The sequence below is a fragment of the Cupriavidus sp. USMAA2-4 genome, assembly GCF_001854305.1.
Lineage (GTDB): Bacteria > Pseudomonadota > Gammaproteobacteria > Burkholderiales > Burkholderiaceae > Cupriavidus > Cupriavidus malaysiensis.
Genome location: NZ_CP017748.1, coordinates 2,826,013 through 2,844,864 on the forward strand (window position 1 = coordinate 2,826,013; position 18,852 = coordinate 2,844,864).

30 protein-coding genes are annotated in these 18,852 nt (G+C 64.6%); 27 read left to right on the plus strand and 3 right to left on the minus strand.

Annotation, left to right across the window (positions count from 1 at the left end; genetic code table 11):
* Positions 1–18: 18 nt before the first annotated feature.
* From rpsS to dsbD, 26 genes are all read left to right on the plus strand, one after another.
* On the plus strand, positions 19–294 hold the full coding sequence (rpsS, locus tag BKK79_RS12380; protein ID WP_071010134.1) for a 30S ribosomal protein S19: 276 nt from the start codon (positions 19–21) through the stop codon (positions 292–294).
* Between the two features lie 9 nt (positions 295–303).
* The gene (gene rplV, locus BKK79_RS12385) at positions 304–633 is read left to right on the plus strand and encodes a 50S ribosomal protein L22 (protein ID WP_061956552.1); all 330 of its coding nucleotides are present in this window, start codon (positions 304–306) and stop codon (positions 631–633) included.
* A gap of 9 nt (positions 634–642) precedes the next feature.
* A complete protein-coding gene (gene rpsC / locus BKK79_RS12390) occupies positions 643–1,440 on the plus strand; it encodes a 30S ribosomal protein S3 (RefSeq protein ID WP_071010132.1) in 798 nt (265 codons plus the stop codon).
* 2 nt (positions 1,441–1,442) lie between these two features.
* A complete protein-coding gene (rplP, locus tag BKK79_RS12395) occupies positions 1,443–1,859 on the plus strand; it encodes a 50S ribosomal protein L16 (protein ID WP_006576240.1) in 417 nt (138 codons plus the stop codon).
* 11 nt (positions 1,860–1,870) lie between these two features.
* On the plus strand, positions 1,871–2,065 hold the full coding sequence (rpmC, locus tag BKK79_RS12400; protein WP_071010131.1) for a 50S ribosomal protein L29: 195 nt from the start codon (positions 1,871–1,873) through the stop codon (positions 2,063–2,065).
* Positions 2,062–2,340: a 30S ribosomal protein S17 gene (gene rpsQ, locus BKK79_RS12405; protein WP_071010129.1), complete on the plus strand. Its 279-nt coding sequence runs from the start codon at positions 2,062–2,064 to the stop codon at positions 2,338–2,340. Before rpmC ends, rpsQ begins: the two co-directional genes overlap by 4 nt.
* 290 nt (positions 2,341–2,630) lie before the next feature.
* On the plus strand, positions 2,631–2,999 hold the full coding sequence (gene rplN, locus BKK79_RS12410; protein ID WP_006576237.1) for a 50S ribosomal protein L14: 369 nt from the start codon (positions 2,631–2,633) through the stop codon (positions 2,997–2,999).
* A 9-nt stretch (positions 3,000–3,008) separates the two neighbouring features.
* Positions 3,009–3,317, plus strand: coding sequence for a 50S ribosomal protein L24 (gene rplX / locus BKK79_RS12415; protein ID WP_071010127.1), 309 nt, complete (start codon positions 3,009–3,011; stop codon positions 3,315–3,317).
* A gap of 25 nt (positions 3,318–3,342) precedes the next feature.
* The gene (rplE, locus tag BKK79_RS12420) at positions 3,343–3,885 is read left to right on the plus strand and encodes a 50S ribosomal protein L5 (protein ID WP_071010125.1); all 543 of its coding nucleotides are present in this window, start codon (positions 3,343–3,345) and stop codon (positions 3,883–3,885) included.
* A gap of 9 nt (positions 3,886–3,894) precedes the next feature.
* Positions 3,895–4,200, plus strand: a complete 306-nt coding sequence (gene rpsN, locus BKK79_RS12425; protein ID WP_071010124.1) for a 30S ribosomal protein S14 — start codon at positions 3,895–3,897, stop codon at positions 4,198–4,200.
* A 27-nt stretch (positions 4,201–4,227) separates the two neighbouring features.
* Entirely contained in the window at positions 4,228–4,623 is a 396-nt protein-coding gene (gene rpsH / locus BKK79_RS12430) for a 30S ribosomal protein S8 (protein ID WP_071010122.1), read from the plus strand.
* Positions 4,624–4,632: 9 nt separating this feature from the next.
* The gene (rplF, locus tag BKK79_RS12435; RefSeq protein WP_071010119.1) at positions 4,633–5,166 is read left to right on the plus strand and encodes a 50S ribosomal protein L6; all 534 of its coding nucleotides are present in this window, start codon (positions 4,633–4,635) and stop codon (positions 5,164–5,166) included.
* Positions 5,167–5,177: 11 nt separating this feature from the next.
* On the plus strand, positions 5,178–5,534 hold the full coding sequence (gene rplR / locus BKK79_RS12440) for a 50S ribosomal protein L18 (protein WP_071010117.1): 357 nt from the start codon (positions 5,178–5,180) through the stop codon (positions 5,532–5,534).
* A gap of 20 nt (positions 5,535–5,554) precedes the next feature.
* Positions 5,555–6,073 carry a 30S ribosomal protein S5 gene (rpsE, locus tag BKK79_RS12445; protein WP_039007559.1) on the plus strand — a complete coding sequence of 173 codons (519 nt, stop codon included), beginning with the start codon at positions 5,555–5,557 and terminating at the stop codon, positions 6,071–6,073.
* A gap of 11 nt (positions 6,074–6,084) precedes the next feature.
* Positions 6,085–6,267 carry a 50S ribosomal protein L30 gene (gene rpmD / locus BKK79_RS12450; protein ID WP_071010115.1) on the plus strand — a complete coding sequence of 61 codons (183 nt, stop codon included), beginning with the start codon at positions 6,085–6,087 and terminating at the stop codon, positions 6,265–6,267.
* Positions 6,268–6,289: 22 nt separating this feature from the next.
* Entirely contained in the window at positions 6,290–6,724 is a 435-nt protein-coding gene (gene rplO, locus BKK79_RS12455) for a 50S ribosomal protein L15 (RefSeq protein ID WP_071010114.1), read from the plus strand.
* 48 nt (positions 6,725–6,772) lie between these two features.
* Positions 6,773–8,116: a preprotein translocase subunit SecY gene (secY, locus tag BKK79_RS12460; RefSeq protein WP_071010112.1), complete on the plus strand. Its 1,344-nt coding sequence runs from the start codon at positions 6,773–6,775 to the stop codon at positions 8,114–8,116.
* Between the two features lie 23 nt (positions 8,117–8,139).
* Positions 8,140–8,358, plus strand: a complete 219-nt coding sequence (gene infA / locus BKK79_RS38970) for a translation initiation factor IF-1 (protein ID WP_018313956.1) — start codon at positions 8,140–8,142, stop codon at positions 8,356–8,358.
* A 31-nt stretch (positions 8,359–8,389) separates the two neighbouring features.
* On the plus strand, positions 8,390–8,506 hold the full coding sequence (gene rpmJ / locus BKK79_RS38975; RefSeq protein ID WP_008642959.1) for a 50S ribosomal protein L36: 117 nt from the start codon (positions 8,390–8,392) through the stop codon (positions 8,504–8,506).
* Between the two features lie 19 nt (positions 8,507–8,525).
* On the plus strand, positions 8,526–8,891 hold the full coding sequence (rpsM, locus tag BKK79_RS12470; protein WP_071010110.1) for a 30S ribosomal protein S13: 366 nt from the start codon (positions 8,526–8,528) through the stop codon (positions 8,889–8,891).
* Between the two features lie 25 nt (positions 8,892–8,916).
* The gene (gene rpsK / locus BKK79_RS12475) at positions 8,917–9,318 is read left to right on the plus strand and encodes a 30S ribosomal protein S11 (protein ID WP_008642963.1); all 402 of its coding nucleotides are present in this window, start codon (positions 8,917–8,919) and stop codon (positions 9,316–9,318) included.
* Between the two features lie 289 nt (positions 9,319–9,607).
* Positions 9,608–10,231, plus strand: coding sequence for a 30S ribosomal protein S4 (gene rpsD, locus BKK79_RS12480; protein ID WP_071010108.1), 624 nt, complete (start codon positions 9,608–9,610; stop codon positions 10,229–10,231).
* A 178-nt stretch (positions 10,232–10,409) separates the two neighbouring features.
* Positions 10,410–11,390, plus strand: coding sequence for a DNA-directed RNA polymerase subunit alpha (locus tag BKK79_RS12485; protein ID WP_071010107.1), 981 nt, complete (start codon positions 10,410–10,412; stop codon positions 11,388–11,390).
* A 158-nt stretch (positions 11,391–11,548) separates the two neighbouring features.
* Complete coding sequence (rplQ, locus tag BKK79_RS12490) at positions 11,549–11,944, plus strand: 50S ribosomal protein L17 (RefSeq protein ID WP_071010105.1); 396 nt, start codon at positions 11,549–11,551, stop codon at positions 11,942–11,944.
* A 138-nt stretch (positions 11,945–12,082) separates the two neighbouring features.
* The gene (gene cutA, locus BKK79_RS12495; RefSeq protein ID WP_071037799.1) at positions 12,083–12,421 is read left to right on the plus strand and encodes a divalent-cation tolerance protein CutA; all 339 of its coding nucleotides are present in this window, start codon (positions 12,083–12,085) and stop codon (positions 12,419–12,421) included.
* A 140-nt stretch (positions 12,422–12,561) separates the two neighbouring features.
* Positions 12,562–14,406 carry a protein-disulfide reductase DsbD gene (gene dsbD / locus BKK79_RS12500; RefSeq protein ID WP_231907951.1) on the plus strand — a complete coding sequence of 615 codons (1,845 nt, stop codon included), beginning with the start codon at positions 12,562–12,564 and terminating at the stop codon, positions 14,404–14,406.
* Positions 14,407–14,436: 30 nt separating this feature from the next.
* Here the strand turns inward: dsbD and BKK79_RS12505 are convergent, their stop codons facing one another.
* From BKK79_RS12505 to yihA, 3 genes are all read right to left on the minus strand, one after another.
* The gene (locus tag BKK79_RS12505) at positions 14,437–15,648 is read right to left on the minus strand and encodes a magnesium transporter CorA family protein (protein ID WP_071037800.1); all 1,212 of its coding nucleotides are present in this window, start codon (positions 15,646–15,648) and stop codon (positions 14,437–14,439) included.
* A 15-nt stretch (positions 15,649–15,663) separates the two neighbouring features.
* Positions 15,664–16,656 carry a porphobilinogen synthase gene (hemB, locus tag BKK79_RS12510; protein ID WP_071010099.1) on the minus strand — a complete coding sequence of 331 codons (993 nt, stop codon included), beginning with the start codon at positions 16,654–16,656 and terminating at the stop codon, positions 15,664–15,666.
* Between the two features lie 277 nt (positions 16,657–16,933).
* Positions 16,934–17,644, minus strand: coding sequence for a ribosome biogenesis GTP-binding protein YihA/YsxC (yihA, locus tag BKK79_RS12515; protein WP_071037801.1), 711 nt, complete (start codon positions 17,642–17,644; stop codon positions 16,934–16,936).
* A gap of 532 nt (positions 17,645–18,176) precedes the next feature.
* Here yihA and BKK79_RS12520 point away from each other — a divergent pair.
* The gene (locus BKK79_RS12520; RefSeq protein WP_071037802.1) at positions 18,177–18,842 is read left to right on the plus strand and encodes a c-type cytochrome; all 666 of its coding nucleotides are present in this window, start codon (positions 18,177–18,179) and stop codon (positions 18,840–18,842) included.
* Positions 18,843–18,852 lie beyond the last annotated feature (10 nt).

The window sequence follows — 18,852 nt, forward strand, 5'->3', positions numbered from 1 at the left end:
TAGGTAGGAGCTAAAGACATGACACGTTCCGCAAAGAAGGGTCCGTTCTGTGACGCCCACCTGCTGAAAAAGGTGGAAGCGGCTGCAGGCGGCAAGGACAAGAAGCCCATCAAGACCTGGTCGCGTCGTTCGACCATCATGCCGGACTTCATCGGCCTGACGATCGCCGTGCACAACGGCCGTCAACACGTGCCGGTGTACGTGACGGAAAACATGGTTGGCCACAAGCTCGGCGAATTTGCGATCACTCGCACGTTCAAGGGTCACGCGGCCGACAAGAAAGCGAAGAGGTAAGGTGCCATCATGGAAGTGAAAGCGATTCATCGCGGTGCCCGTATCTCCGCCCAGAAGACGCGCCTGGTCGCTGACCAGATCCGTGGTCTGCCGATCGAGCGCGCGCTCAACATCCTGGCGTTCAGCCCGAAGAAGGCCGCCGGGATCGTGAAGAAGGTGGTCGAATCGGCCATCGCCAACGCCGAGCATAACGAAGGCGCCGACATCGACGAACTGAAGGTCAAATCGATCTACGTCGACAAGGCGACCTCGCTCAAGCGCTTCACCGCACGGGCGAAGGGCCGCGGCAACCGCATCGAGAAACAAACCTGTCACATCACTGTGACGCTCGGCAACTAAGGAGTCACGATGGGACAGAAGATTCATCCGACTGGCTTCCGTCTGGCCGTCAGCCGTAACTGGGCCTCGCGTTGGTACGCCGCCAACACGAAGTTCGCCGGCATGCTGAAAGAAGACATCGAAGTTCGCGACTTCCTGAAGAAGAAGCTCAAGAACGCATCGGTTGGCCGCGTCGTGATCGAGCGTCCCGCCCGCAATGCCCGCATCACCATTTACAGCTCGCGTCCGGGCGTGGTGATCGGCAAGAAGGGTGAGGACATCGAACTGCTGAAGGCCGAGCTGCAGCGTCGCATGGGCGTGCCCGTGCACGTGAACATCGAGGAAATCCGCAAGCCGGAAACCGATGCGCAGCTGATCGCCGACTCGATCACCCAGCAGCTCGAGCGTCGCATCATGTTCCGCCGCGCCATGAAGCGCGCGATGCAGAACGCGATGCGTCTGGGCGCCCAGGGCATCAAGATCATGAGCTCGGGCCGTCTGAACGGCATCGAAATCGCCCGTACCGAGTGGTACCGCGAAGGCCGTGTGCCCCTGCACACCCTGCGTGCTGACATCGACTACGGCTTCTCCGAAGCGGAAACCACCTACGGCATCATCGGTGTCAAGGTGTGGGTCTACAAGGGAGATCACCTCGGCCGCAACGAAGCGCCGGTGGTGGAAGAGCCGCAAGACGAACGTCGCCGCCGTCCGGGTCGCCCCGATGGTCGCCGCCGTGACGGTGAAGGCCGTCCGGGTGGCAACCGCCGCGGCGGTGCCGGTGCCGGCCGCCGCGCTGCGCCTGGCGCAGATGGGAAGAGTGGAGAATAACGATGCTGCAACCTAAGCGCAGAAAGTACCGCAAGGAGCAGAAAGGCCGCAACACGGGTAAGGCTACCCGTGGCAACGCCGTGTCTTTCGGCGAGTTCGGCCTGAAGGCAATGGGCCGTGGCCGCCTGACGGCTCGCCAGATCGAGTCGGCACGTCGTGCGATGACCCGTCACATCAAGCGTGGCGGCCGCATCTGGATCCGGATCTTCCCGGACAAGCCGATCTCGAAGAAGCCCGCTGAAGTCCGTATGGGTAACGGTAAGGGCAACCCGGAGTACTACGTGGCTGAGATTCAGCCGGGCAAGATGCTGTACGAAATGGATGGCGTGAGCGAAGAGCTGGCACGTGAGGCGTTCCGCCTCGCGGCCGCCAAGCTGCCGATCGCCACCAACTTCGTGGTGCGTCAGGTCGGGACGTAAGGAGAGCAGGAATGAAAGCATCCGAACTGCGCGGCAAGGACGCCGCCGGGCTGAACCAGGAGCTCTCCGAGCTGCTGAAGGCCCAATTTAGCCTGCGCATGCAAAAGGCCACCCAACAGCTGCAGAACACCAGCCAGCTGAAGAAGGTGCGCAAGGACATCGCGCGGGTGCAAACCGTGCTGAGTGAAAAGGCGAGCTCGAAATGACTGAAACTGCAAAAACGGAATCGTCGCTTCGCCGCACGCTGGTCGGCCGGGTTGTAAGCGACAAGATGGACAAGACCGTGACGGTCCTGGTTGAAAACCGCGTCAAGCACCCGCTGTATGGCAAGTACGTGCTGCGTTCGAAGAAGTACCACGCACACGACGAAGCCAACCAGTACAAGGAAGGCGACAAGGTCGAGATCCAGGAAGGCCGTCCGATGTCCCGGACCAAGGCCTGGGTAGTCTCCCGTCTGGTGGAAGCCGCCCGCGTCATCTAACGACAACGCGGTCGTATCCTAGCTTGCAAGTCCAGGGTTATATGTTATAATCCTGGACTTCCGCTTTATTGCGTTCGCCTTAGCTGTACCACCCGGGCGGGCCTGTGAGGCGAGCCGGGGTCGGCGGACCGGGCTGGGGGTCTCTCCAGTCAGGGTCGCCAGGCGACTACCGACTTCAAAGTTGATCAACCCAAGCGGTGCTGGCGCAAAGCCGGTTCCGACGGGACCAAGACTGACCGGCGGGCTTGCATTCCGGCAAGCCAGGCGGATTAAGTTGGGAAGATAACACCATGATTCAGACAGAAAGCCGGCTCGAAGTGGCCGATAACACTGGTGCGCGCGAAGTGCTGTGCATCAAGGTGCTGGGTGGGTCCAAGCGCCGCTATGCGAGCGTTGGCGACATCATCAAGGTGACCGTCAAGGACGCAGCCCCCCGTGGCCGTGTCAAGAAGGGCGACATCTATAACGCCGTCGTGGTCCGCACCGCCAAGGGCGTGCGCCGCGCGGACGGTTCGCTCGTCAAGTTCGACGGCAATGCCGCCGTCCTGCTGAACAACAAGCTCGAGCCGATCGGCACCCGTATCTTCGGGCCGGTGACTCGTGAACTCCGTACCGAGCGCTTCATGAAGATCGTGTCGCTCGCGCCGGAAGTGCTGTAAGGAGCCGCCATGAACAAGATTCGCAAAGGCGATGAGGTCATCGTCCTGACCGGCAAGGACAAGGGCAAGCGTGGCACCGTGCAAGCCGTGCTGGGCGACAAGGTTGCCGTCGAAGGCGTGAACGTTGCCAAGAAGCACGCTCGCCCGAACCCGATGCTGGGTACCACCGGTGGCGTGGTCGACAAGGTCATGCCCCTGCATATTTCCAACGTTGCGCTCGTGGATGCCAATGGCAAGCCGTCGCGCGTCGGCATCAAGGTGGAAGACGGTAAGCGCGTGCGCTTCCTGAAGACCACCGGCGCCGTCGTGGCTGCTTGATTCTGGGCACGGATAGGAGTTGAGCATGACAGCACGTCTGCAAGAGTTTTACAAAGAACAGGTCGTTCCGAAGCTGATCGAGCAATTCGGTTTCAAGTCGATCATGGAAGTGCCGCGCATCACCAAGATCACCCTGAACATGGGTCTGGGCGAAGCGATCAACGACAAGAAGGTCATCGAGCTCGCCGTTGGCGACCTGACCAAGATCGCTGGTCAGAAGCCCGTGGTGACCAAGGCCAAGAAGGCCATCGCCGGCTTCAAGATCCGCCAGGGCTACCCCATCGGTGCGATGGTGACCCTGCGCGGCGAGCGCATGTTCGAATTCCTCGATCGTTTCGTCACCGTGGCGCTGCCGCGTGTGCGTGACTTCCGTGGTGTGTCGGGCCGTTCGTTCGACGGTCGCGGCAACTACAACATCGGTGTGAAAGAGCAGATCATCTTCCCCGAAATCGAGTACGACAAGATCGACGCACTGCGTGGTCTGAACATCAGCATCACGACGACGGCGAAGAATGACGAGGAAGCCAAGGCGCTCCTCGCTGCATTCAAGTTCCCGTTCCGTAATTAAGGGGTAACCGTGGCTAAACTGGCTCTGATTGAACGTGAGAAGAAGCGCGCCAAGCTGGTGGCGAAGTTCGCCGCTAAGCGCGCAGCCCTCAAGGCCATCATCGACGACCAAGAGAAGTCGGAAGAAGAGCGTTACGGCGCGCGTCTGGCACTGCAGCAGCTGCCGCGCAACGCTAACCCGACTCGCCAGCGCAATCGCTGCGCGATCACCGGTCGTCCCCGCGGTACCTTCCGCAAGTTTGGCCTGGCGCGTAACAAGATCCGCGAGATCGCCTTCCGTGGCGAAATCCCGGGTCTGACGAAAGCCAGCTGGTAATTACGCACAGGCTACAGGAGAAACAGTATGAGCATGAGCGATCCCATCGCCGATATGCTGACGCGCATCCGCAACGCCCAAGGCGTGCAGAAGGCGTCGGTTGTCATGCCGTCGTCGAAGCTGAAGGCAGCGATCGCCAAGGTCCTGAAGGACGAAGGCTACATCGACGACTACGCAGTGAAAGAAGAAGGCGGCAAGGCACAACTGACCATCGGTCTGAAGTATTACGCAGGCCGTCCGGTCATCGAGCGCATCGAGCGCGTGTCCAAGCCTGGCCTGCGTGTCTACAAGGGCCGCAGCGAGATCCCGCAGGTGATGAACGGCCTGGGCGTGGCGATCATCTCGACCCCGAAGGGTCTGATGACCGACCGCAAGGCACGTGCCTCCGGCGTGGGCGGCGAAGTTCTCTGCTACGTCGCTTAAGGAGGAACCATGTCCCGTGTAGGTAAGGCTCCCATCGCGCTGCCCAAAGGCGCGGAAGTGAACGTGGCGGCCGGTGTGCTCTCTGTGAAGGGCCCGCTCGGTACGCTGTCCCAGCCGATTCACAGCCTGGTCAAGGTCAATGTCGAGAACGACACGCTGACTTTCGCCCCGGCCGATGAATCGCGCGAAGCAAACGCCCTGCAAGGCACCATGCGCGCCCTCGCGGCGAACATGGTCAAGGGCGTGACCACCGGTTTCGAGCGCAAGCTGACCCTGGTTGGCGTGGGCTACCGTGCCCAGCTCCAAGGCGCTGCGCTGAAGCTCCAGCTTGGTTTCTCGCACGACGTGATCCATGAGATGCCGGAAGGCGTGAAGGCGGAAACGCCGACGCAGACCGAGATCATCATCAAGGGTGCGGACAAGCAGAAAGTCGGTCAGGTTGCCGCTGAAGTCCGCGCGTACCGTCCGCCCGAGCCCTACAAGGGCAAGGGTGTGCGCTACGCCGACGAGCGCGTCATCCTGAAGGAAACCAAGAAGAAGTAAGGGGTGCAGAGATGAACAAGAAAGACGCTCGTTTGCGCCGTGCACGTCAGACCCGCGCGAAGATCGCGGAACTGAAAGTGAATCGTCTGACGGTGTTCCGCACGAACTCGCATATTTACGCTCAGGTCTACTCGCCGTGCGGCACCCAAGTGGTGGCCTCGGCTTCGACCCTCGAAGCAGAAGTGCGCAAGGAACTGACCGGCAGTGGCGCGACCACCGCCGCCGCCACCGTGATTGGCAAGCGCATCGCCGAGAAGGCGAAGGCTGCCGGCGTGGAAATCGTCGCGTTCGATCGCGCCGGCTTCCGCTTCCACGGCCGCGTGAAGGCTCTGGCTGACGCTGCACGCGAAGCCGGCCTCAAGTTCTAAGCGCTAGAGAGAGATACGTCATGGCAAAGATGCAAGCAAAAGTCCAGCAGGACGAACGCGACGACGGCCTCCGCGAGAAGATGATCTCGGTCAACCGTGTCACCAAGGTGGTGAAGGGTGGCCGGATTCTCGGTTTCGCTGCGCTGACCGTTGTAGGTGACGGCGACGGCCGCATCGGCATGGGCAAGGGCAAGGCTAAGGAAGTCCCCGTGGCCGTGCAGAAGGCGATGGATGAAGCCCGTCGCAAGATGGTCAAGGTCGCACTGAAGAACGGCACGCTGCAGCACGAAGTCGTGGGCAAGCACGGCGCCGCCAAGGTGCTGATGATGCCTGCCAAGGAAGGTACCGGCGTGATCGCCGGCGGTCCGATGCGCGCGATCTTCGAAGTGATGGGCGTGACCAACGTGGTGACCAAGTCGCACGGTTCGACGAATCCGTACAACATGGTCCGCGCCACGCTGGATGGCCTGCAGAAGATGAGCACTCCGTCCGAGATCGCCGCCAAGCGCGGCAAGTCGGTCGAAGACATCCTCGGCTAAGGAGTCCGCAAATGTCGCAGAAAACCGTAAAAGTGCAACTGGTGCGGAGCCTGATCGGCACGCGCCAGGATCATCGCGCCACCGTGATTGGCCTGGGCCTGCGTCGCCTGAACTCCGTCTCGGAGCTGCAGGACACGCCCGCCGTGCGCGGCATGATCAACAAGGTCTCGTACCTGGTCAAGGTTCTGGCCTGATACCGGGAACTCGGAGAGCAAGATGCAACTGAACAACCTGAAACCGGCCGCCGGTTCGAAGCACGCCAAGCGTCGCGTCGGCCGCGGTATCGGCTCCGGCCTGGGCAAGACGGCTGGTCGCGGTCACAAGGGTCAGAAGTCGCGTTCGGGCGGCTTCCACAAGGTCGGCTTCGAAGGCGGCCAGATGCCCCTGTACCGTCGCCTGCCGAAGCGTGGCTTCACCTCGCTGACCAAGGCCTTCAACGCTGAAGTGACCCTGCGCGACATCGAGCGCCTGGAAGCCACCGAGGTGGACCTGCTGGTTCTGAAGCAGGCCGGCCTGGTGAGCGACCTGGTCAAGAGTGCCAAGGTCATCAAGGCCGGCGAGCTGACCCGCAAGGTGACGATCAAGGGTCTGGGTGCCACCGCTGGCGCCAAGGCCGCGATCGAAGCCGCTGGCGGCCAGATCGCGGAATAAACTAGCAGCTGATTTCGCAGTCAAGGCGAGTCACAGTCGGAGCATCGTTTGGCCACGGCGAAACCCAATGCAAGCGCGCTAGCCAAGAACACGGCGAAGTACGGCGATCTCAAGCGCCGGCTGATGTTCCTGGTGCTGGCCCTGATCGTCTACCGCATCGGTGCGCACATTCCGGTGCCGGGAATCGATCCGGACCAGCTGGCGAAGCTTTTCCAGAGTCAGTCGGGTGGCATCCTCGGGATGTTCAACCTGTTCTCGGGCGGTGCGCTGTCGCGCTTTACCGTCTTCGCGCTCGGCATCATGCCGTACATCTCGGCGTCGATCATCATGCAGTTGCTGACGATCGTGCTGCCGCAGCTGGAAGCGCTGAAGAAGGAAGGGCAGGCAGGGCAGCGGAAGATCACGCAGTACACGCGCTACGGCACGGTGGTCCTGGCCACCTTCCAGGCGCTGTCGATCGCGGTCGCACTGGAGTCGCAGCCTGGCCTGGTGCTGGATCCGGGCCTGATGTTCCGGGTCACGGCCGTGATCACGCTGGTGACCGGCACGATGTTCCTGATGTGGCTCGGTGAGCAGATCACCGAGCGTGGTCTGGGCAACGGCATCTCGATCATCATCTTCGGCGGTATCGCAGCGGGCCTGCCCAATGCGATCGGAGGGTTGTTCGAGCTGGTGCGCACCGGTTCGATGAGCATCATCGCCTCGATCCTGATCGTGGCGATCATCATCGGCGTGACCTACGCCGTGGTGTTCATCGAGCGTGGCCAGCGCAAGATCCTGGTGAACTATGCCAAGCGTCAGGTCGGCAACAAGGTGTACGGCGGTCAGTCGTCGCACCTGCCGCTGAAGCTGAACATGGCCGGGGTGATTCCGCCGATCTTCGCATCGTCGATCATCCTGTTCCCGGCGACCATCGCGGGTTGGTTCACCTCGGATTCGACCGGGGCGGTCGGTCGGTTCATCAAGGACCTGGCCGCAACCCTGTCGCCCGGCCAGCCGGTGTACATCCTGCTGTACTCGACTGCAATCGTATTTTTCTGCTTCTTCTATACGGCCCTGGTGTACAACAGCCGTGAAGTTGCAGACAACCTGAAGAAAAGCGGTGCCTTCATTCCTGGCATCCGTCCGGGCGAGCAGACGACGCGCTATATCGACAAGATCCTGGTGCGCCTGACGCTGGCTGGTGCGATCTACATCACACTGGTCTGCCTGTTGCCGGAATTCCTGGTGCTGCGCTGGAATGTTCCGTTCTATTTCGGCGGAACCTCGTTGCTGATCATCGTGGTCGTCACGATGGACTTCATGGCTCAGGTCCAGTCCTATGTCATGTCGCAGCAATATGAGTCGCTGCTGAAGAAGGCGAATTTCAAGGGTAATCTGACCTTGCGCTGAAGCCGGGTCGGTACGGGCTAGGTATGGCAAAAGACGATGTCATCCAGATGCACGGGGAGGTGCTGGAAAACCTCCCCAACGCAACCTTCCGTGTGAAGCTGGAGAACGGCCATGTGGTACTGGGCCATATCTCCGGAAAAATGCGGATGAATTACATCCGGATCCTTCCGGGTGACAAGGTGACCGTCGAGCTGACCCCATATGATCTGTCGCGTGCACGGATCGTCTTCCGGACGAAGTGAAGCGAACAGGAATTGAAGGAAGAGGAAAATTATGAAAGTGCTGGCTTCTGTTAAGCGCATTTGCCGCAACTGCAAAATCATCAAGCGCAACGGTGTCGTGCGCGTGATCTGCTCGTCGGATCCCCGCCACAAGCAACGCCAAGGCTAATCGTAGAGAGGATTGACGAATGGCACGTATCGCAGGGGTTAACATCCCGAACCACAAGCATACCGAGATCGGCCTGACCGCCATTTACGGTATCGGCCGCTCGCGCGCCCGCAAAATCTGCGAGGCCACCGGCGTTCCTTTTGACAAGAAGGTCAAGGACCTGACCGACGCCGACCTGGAAAAGCTCCGTGACGAGGTAGGCAAGGTCACGGTCGAGGGTGACCTGCGTCGTGAGACCACGATGAACATCAAGCGTCTGATGGACCTTGGTTGCTATCGTGGCATGCGTCACCGCAAGGGACTGCCGCTGCGCGGTCAGCGTACCCGCACCAATGCACGTACCCGCAAGGGTCCGCGCAAGGCCGGCGTGGCTCTGAAGAAGTAAAGCCGAAGGCAGAGGAAGATAGACAATGGCAAAAGGTCCGAACAACGCCGCCCAGCGCGCGCGTAAGAAGGTCAAGAAGAACGTTGCCGACGGCATCGCGCACGTCCACGCTTCGTTCAACAACACCATCATCACCATCACCGACCGCCAGGGCAACGCTCTGTCGTGGGCGACCGCCGGTGGCCAGGGCTTCAAGGGTTCGCGCAAGTCGACCCCGTTTGCAGCCCAGGTCGCAGCCGAGAACGCCGGCCGCGTGGCGCAAGACCAGGGTATCAAGAACCTGGAAGTGCGCATCAAGGGCCCGGGCCCGGGCCGTGAGTCGGCCGTGCGTGCCCTGAACGCCCTCGGCATCAAGATCGCGGTGATCGAAGATGTGACGCCGGTGCCGCACAACGGCTGCCGTCCGCCGAAGCGCCGCCGTATCTAAGCGCCAGGCACGGTCGCAGCAGGGCTTCCCCTGCTGCGACCGCTTGTGGTAGTATCGCGCGTTGGCCTGCCCCAGTTGTTTGTGGCAGGTTTTCGTTTTGCGCCGCCAGGCAGTCGTGGCCTGGGCGGCCATTCAAGTACATGCTGTTTTGCGCGGCCTTCAATCGGAGGGCCGCGCCGGATAAGCCCACCGTTCGCCCAGCCGCGCCGATAAGGCGGCAGGACCAGGCGGACTCGCGGCGCACCGCCTTCTGGCGGCATGGCGCCGTGATCGACCAAAGGAAGATAAAGTGGCACGTTATACCGGCCCGAAGGCCAAACTCTCCCGCCGCGAAGGCACTGATCTGTTCCTGAAGAGCGCGCGTCGCTCGCTGGCCGACAAGTGCAAGCTGGACAGCAAGCCGGGCCAGCACGGCCGCACCTCGGGTGCCCGCACCTCGGACTACGGCAACCAGCTGCGCGAAAAGCAGAAGGTCAAGCGCATCTACGGCGTGCTCGAGCGCCAGTTCCGCCGCTACTTCGCCGAGGCTGACCGCCGCAAGGGCAACACCGGCGAAAACCTGCTGCAACTGCTGGAATCGCGCCTGGACAACGTCGTCTACCGCATGGGTTTCGGTTCGACCCGCGCCGAAGCGCGTCAGCTGGTGTCGCACAAGGCCATCCTGGTGAACGGCCAGGCCCTGAATGTCCCGTCGGCCCAGATCAAGGCCGGTGACGTGGTGACGGTGCGTGAGCAATCGAAGAAGCAAGTGCGTATCGCCGAAGCGCTGTCGCTGGCCGAGCAGTCGGGTTTCCCGACCTGGGTCGCTGTCGACGCCAAGAAGTTCGAAGGCACCTTCAAGCAAGTGCCGGATCGTGCCGATATCTCGGGCGACATCAACGAAAGCCTGATCGTCGAACTTTACTCGCGCTAATTCCAGGCATTGGCCCGACCCAAGACCGGTCCAACGCTTGTATTTTCGCCAAGCTCCCTCTTCAGCCCGACGCGCCCCGGCGCGCCGGGCTTGTTGCCCATCGCACGATGGGATGTTCAGGTTCCATACGTCAGCCTTATCGGTGTAACGAGCCGAGGGTATTGAAAAGGACAACCTAATGCAAACAGCACTCCTCAAGCCAAAAATCATCGCCGTCGAGCCGCTTGGCGATCATCACGCCAAGGTCGTGATGGAGCCGTTCGAGCGTGGCTACGGGCATACGCTCGGTAACGCCCTGCGTCGCGTGCTGCTGTCCTCGATGGTCGGCTATGCGCCGACGGAAGTGACGATCGCTGGGGTGGTCCACGAGTATTCCACCATTGATGGCGTGCAGGAAGACGTGGTCAACCTGCTGCTGAACCTCAAGGGTGTGGTCTTCAAGCTGCACAACCGCGATGAAGTCACGGTTTCGCTGCGCAAGGAAGGCGAAGGCGTGGTGACGGCTGCCGATATCGAGCTGCCGCACGACGTCGAGATCATCAACCCGGGCCACGTGATCGCCCACCTGTCTGCCGGCGGCAAGCTGGACATGCAGATCAAGGTCGAACAGGGCCGTGGCTACGTGCCCGGCAACGTGCGCAAGTTCGGCGACGAAGCGAGCAAGGTCATCGGCCGCATCGTGCTGGATGCCTCGTTCTCGCCGGTGCGCCGCGTGTCGTACGCGGTCGAGTCGGCCCGCGTGGAACAGCGTACCGACCTCGACAAGCTGGTGATGAACATCGAAACCGACGGCGTGATCTCGCCCGAGGAAGCGATCCGCCAGTCGGCCCGCATCCTGGTCGACCAGCTGTCCGTGTTCGCTGCCCTGGAAGGCACCGAGTCGTCGGCGGAAGCCGCCTCGAGCCGCGCGCCGCAGATCGATCCGATCCTGCTGCGCCCGGTCGACGACCTGGAGCTGACGGTGCGCTCGGCCAACTGCCTGAAGGCCGAGAACATCTACTATATCGGCGACCTGATCCAGCGTACCGAGAACGAGCTGCTGAAGACCCCGAACCTGGGTCGCAAGTCGCTCAACGAAATCAAGGAAGTCCTTGCCTCGCGCGGCCTGACCCTCGGCATGAAGCTCGAGAACTGGCCGCCCGCAGGCCTGGAGAAGTAATTTGCGTCGGGTGGCGGCGTGAGCGGCCTCCCGTGCAAGCGCGGCCGCCGGCAGGTGCCGGCGGCTTCAATCGACTACCGGCCCGCGTCGGAAGCAGCCTTTGGCAAGCCTGCGGCGATAGAAGAGCTGGTCAAACACTGAAATAGAAAGGAATCATCATGCGTCACCGTCATGGTCTGCGGAAACTGAACCGCACCTCGTCGCACCGTCTCGCGATGCTGCGCAACATGTCCAACTCGCTGTTCCAGCACGAGCTGATCAAGACCACCCTGCCCAAGGCCAAGGAACTGCGCAAGGTCGTCGAGCCCCTCATCACGCTGGCCAAGAAGGACACCGTCGCCAACCGCCGCCTGGCCTTCGCCCGCCTGCGCGACCGCGACATGGTCACCAAGCTGTTCACCGAACTTGGCCCGCGCTACAACGCCCGTCCGGGCGGCTACACCCGTATCCTGAAGTTCGGCTTCCGCCAGGGCGACAATGCGCCGATGGCGCTGGTCGAGCTGGTCGACCGTCCGGAAGTGACCGAGGCTCCGGCCGAGGAAGCAGCGGAATAAGCCCGCGGCGCAGCCCGTCCGAGAGGACGGGCCGGCGCGCACCGCTTACAATCGAGCCAGGCTGATGCCTGGCTCTTTTGTTTTTGGGCTTTGGTCGCTGGCGTCGGACGAGCACGACAAGACGAGACGAGGTGGCACATGGAGCCGGTGGAAGCGATCTGGATGGTGATGACCACCCTGCCCGATGAGGCCGGCGCACGGCATATGGCGCACGTGCTGTTGGAAGCGGGTCTGGCAGCCTGCGTGAACCGGCTGGCTCCATGCGAGTCGGAATACCGGTGGCAGGGCGCGATCGAGCAGGCGACCGAATGGCCGTTGCTCATCAAGACCACTGCCGCACGCTATCCGGCACTGGAAGCGGCGATCCGCGCGGCGCATCCCTACGAGGTGCCGGAGATCGTGGCGTGGCCGCTGGCGGCCGGCCATGCGCCCTACCTGGCCTGGGTGAGCGCGGAAACGACGCCCGGCGGGCGCTGAGGCGCGCCCGCGGCGCACTGGACTGACGAGGACGAGGTATGTTTCTGGAGTGGGTGGCTGCATGGCACGGACAAGCGGGAGGCCTGGCGGGAGGCCGGGCTCGCGCAGCCTCGCTGCGGCATTTCGCCGCGGCATGCCTGATGGTGTTCGCCTGGCTGTGCGGGGCCGGTGGCGCCGTGGCAGCGACCGGCGATGACTTCCTGCCACCCGAGCAGGCCTTCCGCTTCGCCGCCCGCCAGATCGACGCGCACGCCATCGAGGTGCGCTTCGACGTGGCCGATGGGTACTACCTGTACCGCGACCGCTTCGCCTTTGCCGCGCAGCCGGCCGGAGTGAAGCTGGGTCAGCCCCAGTTTCCACCGGGCAAGGTCAAGTTCGACGAGAACTTCGGCAAGGAGATGGAGACGTACCACAACGGCGTCACCATCCGCGTGCCGGTGGAGTCGGCCCCCGAGGGCGGCTGGACCCTGGTGGTGACGTCGCAGGGCTGCGCCGACAAGGGGTTGTGCTATCCGCCGATGGAGCATGCCTTCCAGGTCGGCGGCAGCGCGCTCGATGGACTGCTCGGCAAGGCAGCGCGCAGCGAGGCGCCGACGGCGCGTGCGCCGGGCGCGGATGCCCCGGCCGCAAGCGCTGGGGCCAGGCTGGATGGCGGCGACGATGGCGATCGCATCGCCGGCGCCCTGGCCAGCCGCAACCTGCCGCTGATCGCCGCGCTCTTCTTCGGCCTCGGCCTGCTGCTGACCTTCACGCCCTGTGTGCTGCCGATGGTGCCCATCCTGTCGTCCATCGTGGTGGGCGAGCACGTCACGCGCGGCCGCGCGCTGGCGGTGTCGCTGGCCTATGTGCTCGGCATGGCCGTGGTGTACACCGCGGTCGGCGTGGCCGCCGGCCTGCTCGGCGAGGGGCTGTCGGCTGCGCTGCAGAATCCCTGGGTGCTGGGCGCCTTCGCCGTGCTGATGGTGGCGCTGGCATTGTCCATGTTCGGCCTCTATGAACTGCAGCTGCCGCAGCGCTGGCAGACGCGGCTGACGGCTTCCTCCAACCGCCGCCAGGGCGGCCAGGTCGCCGGTGCCGCCGCGATGGGCGCGATCTCGGCGCTGATCGTCGGCCCCTGCGTGACGGCGCCGCTGGCCGGCGCGCTTGCCTATATCGCGCAGACCGGCGATGCCTTCACTGGTGGCGGTGCACTGTTCGCCATGGCCCTCGGCATGGGCGTGCCTCTGGTCCTGGTCGGCGTCGGGGCTGGCAACCTGCTGCCGCGTGCCGGACGCTGGATGGAGGTGACCAAGCGCTTCTTCGGTTTCCTGCTGCTGGGTGTGGCGATCTGGATGGTGAGTCCGGTGCTGCCGGCCTGGCTGCTGATGGCGGCCTGGGCCGCCCTGCTGCTGGTGGCGGCGGTCTTTCTCGGCGCTTTCGACCAGCTCGGCAGCGAGCCGCACGGACTGGCGCGGCTGGGCAAGGGCCTGGGCCTGCTGGCGGCCCTGGCCGGTGCCATCCTGCTGGTGGGCCTGGCCTCGGGCGGCCGCGATCCGCTGCAGCCCCTGTCGCACCTGGCTGCGGTGCGCGGTGCGGGCGCCGCCGTGCCGGGCGGGGCCGGGCATGCCGAGGTCCGCTTCGAGCGCGTCGCCTCGGTGACCGAACTGGAGACGCGCGTCGCGCAAGCCTCGGCGGCGGGCAAGCCGGTGCTGCTGGATTTCTATGCCGACTGGTGCGTCAGCTGCAAGGAGATGGAGCGCCTGACCTTCAGTGACACCGCCGTGCGTTCGCGCCTGTCTGGCCTGGTGCTGCTGCAGGCCGACGTGACCCGCAACAATGCCGACGACAAGGCGTTGCTCAAGCGTTTCGGCCTGTTCGGCCCGCCCGGCATCATCCTGTTCGGCGCCGATGGCAGCGAGCGCCCGGTACGGGTGATCGGCTACCAGTCCGCCGAGCGCTTTCTCGACAGCCTGCAGCGGGCGCTCGGTTCCGCCACGCGTACCTGAGGCTGCGCCAGCCGCGGCGGCAAGCCAGGCTCAGTGGTCCAGCCAGCGGCTGAGCTGCCATACCGCGCCCAGTACCACCACCACCGCGCCCATCAGGCCGAGCGACCACCAGAAGCCGTCCGGCTCATGCAGCCACGGCATGCGCTCGAAGTTCATGCCGAAGATGCCGGTGATCAGCGTCAGCGGCATGAACAGCGCGGTGATCAGCGTCAGCGTGCGCATGGTGCGGTTGGTGCGATGCGCCACTGCCGAGAAGTGGATCTGCACCGCCGACTCGATCGAATCCTCCAACCGCCGCGCATGGGCGAGTACGCGCGAGATGTGTTCCATCAGGTCGTTGATGCGCACCAGCAGCACTTCGTCGCGCCCGGCCGGTCCCCCGGCTGCGGCGGCACCCGGCCCGGGCTCGGAGGCGTCGCTGTAGCGGTTGTCCAGCAGGCTGTCGCGGAATTCCTGCAGCGCGTCGCGCTGCTCTTCGCTGAGGTGTTCCAGGCGGCGCAGCTGGATGCGTGCATCCAGCAGGCCTTCCCAGCTGGAGAAGCCGCGTCGCGCGTTCAGCAGTGCCCGCTGCCAGCGGTCGAGCTGGCGCGTCAGCGGTGCCCGCAGTTCCAGGTAGCGGTCGACCATGGCATTGAGCAGCCGCAGCATCAGGTCTTCGGGGCGCGTCGGCGGGCGGATGCCGTGGACCAGCGCCGCCTGGCCGTTGCCGCGGGCCTTCGCCGGCGGCGCCTGGCAGAGTTCCAGCAGGCGCTGGCGCACCTGCTCGATGGTGCGCGACTGGGCCGGCCCGACCGTGGCCAGCACGTTGTCGAAGACGAAGAAGGCCACCGGCTGCGTATCGATGCGCGCCAGCGCCGGCAGGAAGCCCGGCGCGCGCCGGCGCGGCCTGGGCCCGGCTGCCTCGCCGTTGCCCGCTTCCGTGCTGCCCGCCCCGGCTTCCGCGATCAGGCGGCTGGTCTCCAGCGTCAGCTTGCGGAAGATCACCATGTCATAGGCATGGGTGGTATCGAAGTAGGACGGGTGGGCGGGATTGGTCGCATCCGCCAGATGCAGGTCCAGCACCGATGCGCCCGCCAGCGCGGCCAGCTGGTCGCGCCAGGCGCTTGCTGCCGCCGTCACTTCCTCAATGGTGCAATCGATCCAGATGAAACGGGCCGACGCATGGCCGGCGAGGAAGCCCCGCGCGGCCTCGACGGTGTCGAGCGGGTGGACCTGGCTGGCGGAGAAGCCAAGCAGCTGCATGCGCGGCGGCGGCGCTCAGCGTGCCAGCAGCCGCGCGGCATCGCGCGCGAAATAGGTCAGGATGCCGTCGGCGCCCGCTCGCCGGAAGGCCAGCAGGGACTCCATCATCACCTTGTCGTGGTCGAGCCAGCCGTTCTGCGCGGCGGCCTTCAGCATGGCGTACTCGCCGCTGACCTGGTAGACGTAGGTGGGGAAGCGGAACTCGTCCTTCACGCGGCGCACGATGTCCAGGTAGGGCATGCCGGGCTTGACCATCACCATGTCGGCGCCTTCCATGATGTCCTGCGCCACCTCGCGCAGGGCCTCGTCGGTGTTGGCCGGGTCCATCTGGTAGGTCATCTTGTTGCCCTTGCCCAGGTTGGCGGCGGAGCCGACCGCGTCGCGGAAAGGACCATAGAACGCCGAGGCGTACTTGGCCGAATAGGCCATGATGCGCGTGTGGATGTGGCCGGCTTCCTCGAGTGCGCTGCGCACCGCACCGATGCGCCCGTCCATCATGTCGGACGGCGCCACGATGTCGACGCCGGCCTCGGCCTGGGTCAGCGCCTGCCGGACCAGGATCTCCACGGTGACGTCGTTGATCACGTAGCCGTTTTCGTCCAGTACGCCGTCCTGGCCGTGGCTGGTGTAGGGGTCGAGCGCCACGTCGGTCAGCACGCCTAGTTCGGGGAAGCGCTCCTTCAGCGCGCGCACGGCGCGCGGGATCAGGCCCTCGGCGTTCGTGGCTTCGATGCCGTCCGGCGTCTTGAGCGACGGGTCGATCACCGGGAACAGCGCAATCACAGGAATCCCCAGTTCCACGCAGTCCTGCGCCACCGGCAGCAGCAGGTCGACCGAGACGCGCTCGACGCCCGGCATCGACGCCACGCTTTCGCGCTTGTCGTGGCCATCCAGCACAAAGACCGGATAGATCAGGTTGTCGGGGGTCAGGCGATGCTCGCGCATCATGCGGCGCGAGAAGTCATCGCGGCGCATGCGGCGGGGACGGTATTCGGGGAAGGTGGACATGAACGGAATCAGCGGAGTGATGCGCCGGCCGGCCTGGCCGGCGCTGCGGCATGGGCATGTTGCCGGCCAGGCCGGCGGTCCCGTGAAAAAGAAAGTCGAGAAAAACTAAACTTTCGGGCGTGCCCGCTATCATACTCGCGGACACTCTGCGTTGCGCCATGCGCGGCGCGGTGTCCCCCGCTACTCCTCCCTGAGCGGGTACCCGTCGCCCTTCTTGGCGGGAATGTTCCTCCCCGTTGCATGCAACGGGGTTTTTTTTGCCCGCGTGCCGTGGCGCTCAGGGCACCGGCTGCTCGCCGCCGGCCGCGTCGGGGGCCTCGGGCTGCGTCGCGGGCTTGGCGTCGGCCGCCTGCGCCTCGGGCAGGCCGAGCCAGCCGGCCACGACGCGCTGGGCCTCTTCGATGCCGCGCCGCTTCAGGCTGGAAAACAACTGCGCGGTCAGCGGCACCGGTTGTTCGAGCTGTGCCGCGTATTCCGCCAGCATGCGCCGGGTTTCACGCAAGGCCAGGGCGTTCTCGCTGTTGGTGAGCTTGTCGGCCTTGGTCAGCAGCACGTGGATGGGCCGCCCCGTGGGCAGGAACCACTCGACCATCTGGCAATCGAGGTCGGTGAACGGGCGGCGGGCGTCCATCATCAGCACCAGGCCGGCGAGCTGCGTGCGCGTCTGCACGTAGTCGCTCAGCAGGCCCTGCCAGTGGAACTTGGCGGTGCCCGAGACCTGGGCGTAGCCGTAGCCGGGAAGGTCGACCAGGAAGGCCAGCGGCTCCGGTGCCTTGACCGGTGCCACCGAGAAATAGTTGATGTGCTGGGTGCGCCCCGGTGTGCGCGACGAGAAGGCCAGGCGCTTCTGGTTGCACAACACGTTGATGGCGGTCGACTTGCCGGCGTTGGAGCGACCGGCGAACGCCACTTCCGGCACGGCCGTGGCGGGCAGGTCGCGCAGGTGGTTGACGGTATTGAAGAAGCGGGCCTGGTGTAGGAGGGACATGCGGTCGGGACTAAGCGGCTGGACGATGGCAAGACAGGTCGTCTCGCGCCATCGGGCAGCGCGGGTTGGGGCCGGCGGCGGCGAGGCCGCGCCTTGGGAGCCGGGTCGGGTGGCGTTGCCGCCGCGCCGGGGTCGGCGCCATCTTTCGAGGAGACGATTTATTGTACAATAAGCCGGTTTACGGTCTCCGGATTGGGTGACGCGTGGCATCCTTGCGCCGCCCTAGGCTTCTCCAGGAGGTCTTGCGTGTCCGTTTCATTGTGGTAGCAGCGCGGCCTTTGCGCGCTCGCCATCGGCGCTGCGTCCCTGCCCGACGCCGTGTGCGTGGCGGGTCGGAGGGGGCCGGAAGCTTCTACCCGGACCGGCGCGCGGCGGGCCCGCGGGGCGCGCCGCCGGGTCTGGGCGGTGGCGCCGGGCGCAGGTCGCGTAGAACCCTGGACATCACCACCCTGCACGCCGCGCGTCCTCACCGCGGCATGCAGGCAAGCGGCACGCAGCACGGTTTCGATAACAAATCAGACAAGGTGTGCGAATGAACCGCATTGCGCAATTCCTGGCTATCGTGGCACTGGCCCTGCCGGCCGCCACCATGACCAGTCTGGCATCCGCTGCAGAACAAGCCGCACAGGCACCGAAAGCGGACCCCGCCAAGGGTGAAACGCTGTACACGCAGGGCGCCCCCGATCGCAATGTCCCCGCCTGCCTGAGCTGCCACGGCGCCAACGGCAACAGCGGCGCCGCCGCCAATCCGAAGCTCGCCGGCCAGCATCCCGAGTACATCGTCAAGGAACTGCAGAACTTCAAGGCGAAGACCCGCAACAACGCCATCATGTCGGCCTATGCCGCCACGCTGAGCGACCAGGAAATGCGCGATGTCGGCGCCTACCTGGCCAAGCAGGGACTGAAGCCTGCCACGGCCAAGAACAAGGACACCATCGAGGCCGGCCAGAAGATCTACCGCGGCGGCATTGCCGCCAAGGCTGTGCCGGCCTGCGCCGCCTGCCACGGCCCGACCGGCGCCGGCATCCCGGCCCAGTATCCGCGCATCGGCGGTCAGTGGGCCGACTACACCGAGGCGCAGCTGGTCGCGTTCCGCCAGGGCACGCGCACCAACAACCCGGTGATGACGGCCATCGCCGCGCGCATGTCGGACGCCGAGATCAAGGCAGTGGCCGACTACGTCGCCGGCGTCCGCTGAGGCTGGCCTG